Raw genomic sequence first — 1,811 nt, forward strand, 5'->3', positions numbered from 1 at the left:
CGCCGTCCGCGTGGTCCCAGCCGCCCGTCGCGGCCACCAGCGCGTCGGGGGCGGGCAGCCCGGCCGCCGTCAGCTCGGCGCGCCAGCCGTCCACCCGCAGATGGGAGGGCTCGTTGACCCGGTCGGTACGGGCGCCGAGGAAGGCGATCCTGGACCGGCCGAGATCCAGCAGATGGCGCACGGCCGCGCGGGCCGCCGCGACGTTGTCGATCGCGATGTGGTCGTAGGGCAGGCCGTACTCCCGCTCGCCGAGCAGCACCAGCGGCGCGTCGTGGTCGCGGCCGAGCAGGTCCTCGGGCTCCAGCTCGATGGGGCTGAGGATCAGCCCGTCGATGACCCGGGCCCGGAACCCCTGGCTGACCAGGATCTCCTGTTCGCGTCTGCCGCTCGTGTGGTCGAGCAGCACGGTGTAGTCGTGCTCGGCCGCCGCGTCGATGACCGCGCCCGCCAGCTCGGCGAAGTACGGGTTGCCCAGCTCGGGGACGGCCAGCGCGATGATGCCGGTGCGGCCCTTGCGCAGATGGCGGGCCGTCAGGTTCGGCCGGTAGCCCAGCTCGTCGATGGCGTGCTGGACCTTGGTCCGCATCGCCGGCGTGACGTGCCGGTAGTTGTTGACCACGTTCGAGACGGTCTTGATGGAGACGCCCGCGTGTTCCGCGACGTCCTTGAGGCTGACGCTCACCGCTAATTCCCCTCCGAGGCCGGCCCCCGCGGCCCGCCCCCTGCCCAATGTGTACAACGTTATCCACGGGGCGTCGCCGGTCGCGCGGCGGACCCACGCGGGCGGTCGGGGCGCTCGGATAGAATGACGGGATTTTGTCGGCCTTCCCCGCGTCGGTATGCTCCTCACCTGCGGGGATAGTCGCAAAATCCCACAAAGGGGCCCATCAGGGACTCCGGCGCACGAGCGATCGAGAAACGGCAGCGGCGATGACGGTCACACAGGACAGCCCGGCGTACGACGGCGGCGGCCCGGCGTCCGACGAGAGCCAGGCGTACGGTCCCGGCATCGACCCCGAACGGCTCGCCGTCTGCCTCGGTGTGCTCGAAGAGCTGGACAAGCTGGAGGTCGACCACCCCGACGCCGTCGCCGTCCGGCGCGCCACCGCCGGTGTCTACCGGACGGTGAAGCAGCGCCGCCGCCAGGAGCGCAGGGCCGCCAAGACCGCCCACGACAAGGCCGTCACCGAGTCGACCGCCACCGGCTCGGCGGAGCGCATCGACGACGAGACCCAGGGGCTGCTGCCGTCCTCGCGCGCCGCGGGCGAGATCGCGGGACTCCTCCAGCGGGCCCGCTCCTGCTACATCTGCAAGACCCGCTACGTCGAGGTCGACGCGTTCTACCACCAGCTCTGCCAGTCCTGCGCCGCCGAGAACCGGGCCCGCCGCGACGCCCGTACCGACCTCACGGGCAAGCGCGCGCTGCTCACCGGCGGCCGGGCCAAGATCGGGATGTACATCGCGCTGCGGCTGCTGCGCGACGGCGCGCACACCACCATCACGACCCGCTTCCCGGCCGACGCGATCCGCCGCTTCAAGGCGATGGAGGACAGCGCCGACTGGATCCACCGGCTGAAGATCGTCGGGATCGACCTCAGGGACCCCGCGCAGGTCGTCGCTCTCTCCGACTCCGTCGCCGCCGAGGGCCCGCTGGACATCCTGATCAACAACGCGGCCCAGACCGTCCGCCGCTCGCCCGGCGCGTACAGCGAACTCCTCGCGGCCGAGTCGGCGCCGCTGCCCGCGGGTGAACTCCCCGCCGCCGAGGTCATCGGGGCCTTCGGCAGCGGCGCCCAGGCCGTGCTGCCGGC

Annotated in this window: 2 protein-coding genes; one reads left to right on the plus strand and one right to left on the minus strand. The window is 72.3% G+C overall.

Annotation, left to right across the window (positions count from 1 at the left end; translation table 11 throughout):
* Positions 1–682: LacI family DNA-binding transcriptional regulator (locus HY68_RS45530; protein ID WP_041993605.1), on the minus strand; the 682-nt coding region annotated here is incomplete at its 3' end.
* Positions 683–930: 248 nt separating this feature from the next.
* On the opposite strand from HY68_RS45530, the gene HY68_RS45535 reads away from it, so the two are divergent.
* On the plus strand, positions 931–1,811 hold an 881-nt coding region (locus HY68_RS45535; RefSeq protein WP_041993607.1), incomplete at its 3' end, for an SDR family NAD(P)-dependent oxidoreductase.

The sequence above is a fragment of the Streptomyces sp. AcH 505 genome (assembly GCF_000818175.1).
Lineage (GTDB): Bacteria > Actinomycetota > Actinomycetes > Streptomycetales > Streptomycetaceae > Streptomyces.